Source organism: Aestuariivirga sp. (genome assembly GCF_044238155.1).
Lineage (GTDB): Bacteria > Pseudomonadota > Alphaproteobacteria > Rhizobiales > Aestuariivirgaceae > Aestuariivirga.
The window spans coordinates 1-4,334 of record NZ_JBIIDX010000210.1 but is presented as its reverse complement, the minus strand read 5'-3'; the positions used below and the strand labels follow the sequence as shown (position 1 = coordinate 4,334).

The window sequence follows — 4,334 nt, the reverse complement described above, 5'->3', positions numbered from 1 at the left end:
CTGCCTCGGCCCGTGACGCGGCCGTGGCGCCATCATGCGGGGAAGGCGGGACCAGGATCGTGGGCTCTGGCGTTGTCCGGATTTCGGCTTGCCGGGGTGATGGATCTGGTGATCGCGGCTGTAGCGATGGCGCCATTGCGGCATGGCCGGGGTGGGAAGCCTCCGACGCCTCGAGTTCGGAGATGCGATCGACGATTTCTGCCAGGGTCTCATGCACCGCACGGAATGTTTCCTGGGTGCGGCGCTCAGAGCCTGCGGCGCTTTCGCGGACGGCGCGCAGACCCTCTGTCAGGGCGCCCAGTTCCGGCGATGGTCTGGCGTCGGAGACGGGGCCGGCGCCCTGCCGCTGCTCCAGACCCTCCTGAAGCTGCCGAATGGCGCGCTCCATGGTCTCGATCCGGCCGACCTGTTCTTCGGTTTGGGCAAGGCGCTGGGAGACGGCGGCCAGCGAACCCTGCAGATTGTGGAGGGACTGGGTGTCATCACCGGTCAGGCGGGTCATGTCGAGCTGGTGTTCGAGCTCGGCGATGCGTTGTTCAAGTGCGCCGAACTGCGGCATGTCCCGGCTTGTGGCCGCCGCCTGCTCGAGCCTGCGGTTGATCTCACCAAGCCGGTGGTCCATGTCGGCGAGCGGCCGCAGGTCCGGACCTTGCGCAACGCGGGTCGACAATTGCTCGAGCGCGACCCGCAGGGACTGCAGGTCCCGCTCGCTTGCGCTTGCAGTCTTGATCTCGTCCAGCCGCCGCGCCAGGTTGCCCATGTCACTGCGCAGCCTCTCCATGTCTGCGACGAGCGCGGCCGGTCCGGCGGCGCTTGCCTGCGTCTCCTTGAGTGCTGCCAGCACGCGGCTCTCAAGGTCGCGAAGTTCGCCTCTGGCGGCGGTGACTGCGGATGACTGAGCCTGAGCTGCCATCTGCTGCGCGGACGCCTTCATGGCGTCGATGCGCTCGGCGAGCAGTCCTTCGGAGCGCTGTATGCGTGTCAGCATCTCTGCCAGGCGGTTCTCAAGACCGGCCAAACCCGGAGCAGCACGCAGGATGTCTTCGCTGCTGGGCGCCTGGCTGCCGCGTTCGGCCATGCCGGCAATCCGGTCCTGCATGCTCTTCAGCGAATCCCGGGTGCGCTTTTCGCTGACCTCGATGTGCTCGACGACATTGCGGATCGCGGTTTCGAGTGTCTTGTAACCTGCCTGACCGTCCTCGCTGCGATCAGAGGCCTGCGGGCGGGAGAGCGCACCGATTTGCTGGCTCAGCATGGTGAGGCGGTCGTTGACGGCGCTCAGCGCCTCAACGGTCTGGCGTTCGTTGTCGTTGATGCGTTCGACCAGCCGGGCCAGCGCCTCGCTGCTGTCCGCCTGGGCGTGCTCCGGCATGACCGCCGTCTGGCGTTCGCGCTGGGCGAGATCGGCCAGTTGCTGGGCAATGTCCTGAAGGCGCAGCGCGCTGTCATCACGCCGCTCCGCGGCCGCAGAGCGGCGGCGCTCGGCGGGAAGCGCGGTCGCAGGGGAGGGGGCGTCTGGGGTCTGCGAGGAAGAGGTCACGAAACTGTCCCGTTCGAAGGTGAACCCGCCAGGCGGAGTATCAGCAAAGTTCCCGCTCTGGTCGAGAATCACCGAATTTAACCATTCACCGAGCGTAATGCCAGCGCGTCGTGCGGCGCGCTTGGCGACGACACGGGCTTCGGGTTCAATGCCCTTGACGCTCCAGGGAATGCCCGGCTTCATAACGGTCTCAACTCTCGGTTGCCCGGGTGCGGGCCGGCGGGACGCGGGAACCGCGAGGCCCAGCTTGCGGGGATTTACCTACCTAGGGTTAGGTGATTTGGTAAATTTCAGGTTAAGCGGCGGGCCGGTGAAACGGAGTGGATACCAGAATTTGACGTCAGGGATACACAAAGCCAGTCGCAGGGCGTAAAGAGAATGCCGCCGGACCGGCACCCAGGACCAAGCCAGGCGGAGCAAGCAACGATGACTGCGACGGAAGCAAGAGACCGGCCCAATCGCGACAGGACTTACTCGATCACCGAATTGTGCCGGGAATTCGACGTCACGCCGCGAACCCTGCGCTTTTACGAACAGAAGGGATTGCTGCAGCCCGCCCGCCGCGGCTGGACCCGGCTGTTCAGCTACCGCGACCGCGCCCGGTTGCAGCTGATCCTGCGCGGCAAGAAGGTGGGTTTTGCGCTCGAAGAGATCAAGGAGATGCTCGATCTCTACAATCTGCGCGACGGGCAGCTGACGCAGCTGCGCATTGCCTCCACCAAGATGCGCGAACGGCTCGAGGCCCTGCGCCGCCAGCGCGTTGAGCTCGAGGATGCAATCGCGGACCTCGAGCGGACCGTGGTCGTGGTCGACGGCATGCTGAAGGAACGCGAGGCCCTGGCGCCCAAGACCACGACTCCCTGACCAAGCCGCCCATGCCCCCTGCCTATGTGCTGAACCGGCTCGATCGCCGCGCCAACGACCGGTCGAGGCCAGACTGGATCGCCGAATTGCGCCAGCATCCGGAAGCCCGGCTGGTGCGCATTTCGGGCGAGGCCACCCTGATGCAGCATGGGCAGCTGGTTACCACGTGGTCGGACGCTGAAGACGCAAGCGTATTTCTGGGGCTCGATGCAGAAGGCCGGCCTTGGTTTGCCTGCCAGACTGCGGAGACGCCGGACCTGCGCGATCTGCGCAGCCTTGCGCTGGAGGAGGCCCTGCCGCCGGAGGAACTGGGGATTCTTGCCCAGGCACGCTCCATCCTGCAGTGGCACGATCGGCGGCGCTATTGTTCGAACTGCGCAGGCAGGCTCGAGATTGCCGATGCGGGTTACCGCCGCCATTGTCCTGGCTGTGGCATGAACCACTTTCCGCGTACTGACCCGGTCGTGATCATGGTGGTGCGGCATGCGCGCGGCATTCTTCTGGGCCGCCAGGCCGCCTGGAAGCCAGGAATGTATTCTGCGCTCGCGGGATTCGTGGAGCCCGGCGAGACGATCGAGGACGCCGCGCGCCGCGAGGTGTTCGAGGAGGCGGGCGTGCGGGTTGGGTCTGTGCGCTATGTCTCGAGCCAGCCCTGGCCGTTTCCTTCAAACCTGATGATCGGACTGGTCGGCGAGGCGCTTTCGCAGGAGATCACGCGCGATGCGGCAGAACTTGAAGATGCACGCTGGTTCAGCCGCGAGGAGACCCTGCTGATGCTGGCCCGCAGACACCCGGACGGGCTCTACGCCGCCAACCCATACGCCATAGCGCATGAGCTGATCACGGCGGCGATCACTGACTGGCCCACATGATGCGGGCCATCCAGTCGACGTCCTTCATGTCGAGAACCTTGTTGGCGTGATTCGGGTTGAAGGAGGCAAGCTCGAGCGTCCTTGCCGTCTGGCGGTGCATCACCTTCGCCATCACCTGTCCGTCCTGCAGGCGGACCACTACCCGGTCGCCCTTGCGAACCGTTGCCGAGGGCGAGATGACGATGATGTCGCCCTCGCGGTAAACCGGCAGCATTGAATCGCCGGTGATCTCAAGCGCATAGGCATTGGCATCGGTGACGCCGGGAACCTCAATCTCGTCCCAGCCATTGCCGGCGGGAAAGCCGGAGTCATCAAAGAAGCCACCCTTGCCAGCCTTCGCAAATCCGAGCAGCGGCAACTGGCGGAGTTTCGGCGGCTGGCCGCGGCGGCCAATCAGCAGGTCGGCGAATTCCTCCATCGAGGCGCCGGAGGCCTGGAGAAGGCGCGAGACAGACTCCATGGTGGGCCAGCGCGGCCTGCCGTCCGGCCCGGTTCGTTTCGAGGGGTTGAAGGAGGTGGGGTCAAGTCCGGATTTCTTGGCCAGTCCCGAGGCTGAATAGCCGTAGCGCTCGGCAATTGTGTCGATCGCGTTCCAGACCTGCTTGTGGGTGAGCATGCGGGATCTCCGTCTTCCGAAAATGATCTTATATCTAGGAAGCAATACCTTGCGCGGCAATGATTGTCCAGAAGGGCGCGCGGCCCTAAGCTTGGTGCATGAACCTTCTCTACAAGATAGTCGGAAACCAGGAGTGGCAGGAGGCTGCCGCCAAGGGCGTTTTCGAAGGCTCTGCCGTGGATCGCCGGGACGGTTTCATTCACCTGTCGGCTGCACATCAGGTGCGCGCGACCGCCGCAAAGCACTTCGGCGGACAGCCGGACCTCGTGCTGGTCGGGTTTGCAGATACCGATCTCGCTCAGCTCAAGTGGGAAACTTCGCGCGGGGGCGAGCTGTTTCCGCACGTGTACGGGCCAATCGCCACGAAGCTGGCACGGCTGGTCGAGCCTCTGCCGCGCGAGAATGGCGAGCTGCGCTTTCCTGAGGGCATCGCATGACATTC

5 protein-coding genes are annotated in these 4,334 nt (G+C 64.8%); 3 read left to right on the top strand and 2 right to left on the bottom strand.

Annotation, left to right across the window (positions count from 1 at the left end):
* Positions 1-1,723: hypothetical protein (locus tag ACILRN_RS15980; protein ID WP_395689958.1), on the bottom strand; the 1,723-nt coding region annotated here is incomplete at its 3' end.
* Positions 1,724-1,966: 243 nt separating this feature from the next.
* Here ACILRN_RS15980 and ACILRN_RS15975 point away from each other — a divergent pair.
* Together ACILRN_RS15975 and nudC are read left to right on the top strand one after the other, a co-directional pair.
* The gene (locus ACILRN_RS15975) at positions 1,967-2,404 is read left to right on the top strand and encodes a MerR family DNA-binding transcriptional regulator (RefSeq protein ID WP_395689957.1); all 438 of its coding nucleotides are present in this window, start codon (positions 1,967-1,969) and stop codon (positions 2,402-2,404) included.
* An 11-nt stretch (positions 2,405-2,415) separates the two neighbouring features.
* Complete coding sequence (gene nudC, locus ACILRN_RS15970; protein ID WP_395689956.1) at positions 2,416-3,276, top strand: NAD(+) diphosphatase; 861 nt, start codon at positions 2,416-2,418, stop codon at positions 3,274-3,276.
* Here the strand turns inward: nudC and ACILRN_RS15965 are convergent.
* Positions 3,257-3,892 (bottom strand): helix-turn-helix transcriptional regulator, encoded by a 636-nt coding sequence (locus ACILRN_RS15965; protein ID WP_395689955.1) that lies wholly within the window; start codon positions 3,890-3,892, stop codon positions 3,257-3,259. The genes nudC and ACILRN_RS15965 overlap by 20 nt on opposite strands.
* 98 nt (positions 3,893-3,990) lie before the next feature.
* On the opposite strand from ACILRN_RS15965, the gene ACILRN_RS15960 reads away from it, so the two are divergent.
* Positions 3,991-4,329, top strand: a complete 339-nt coding sequence (locus tag ACILRN_RS15960; protein WP_395689954.1) for a DUF952 domain-containing protein — start codon at positions 3,991-3,993, stop codon at positions 4,327-4,329.
* Positions 4,330-4,334 lie beyond the last annotated feature (5 nt).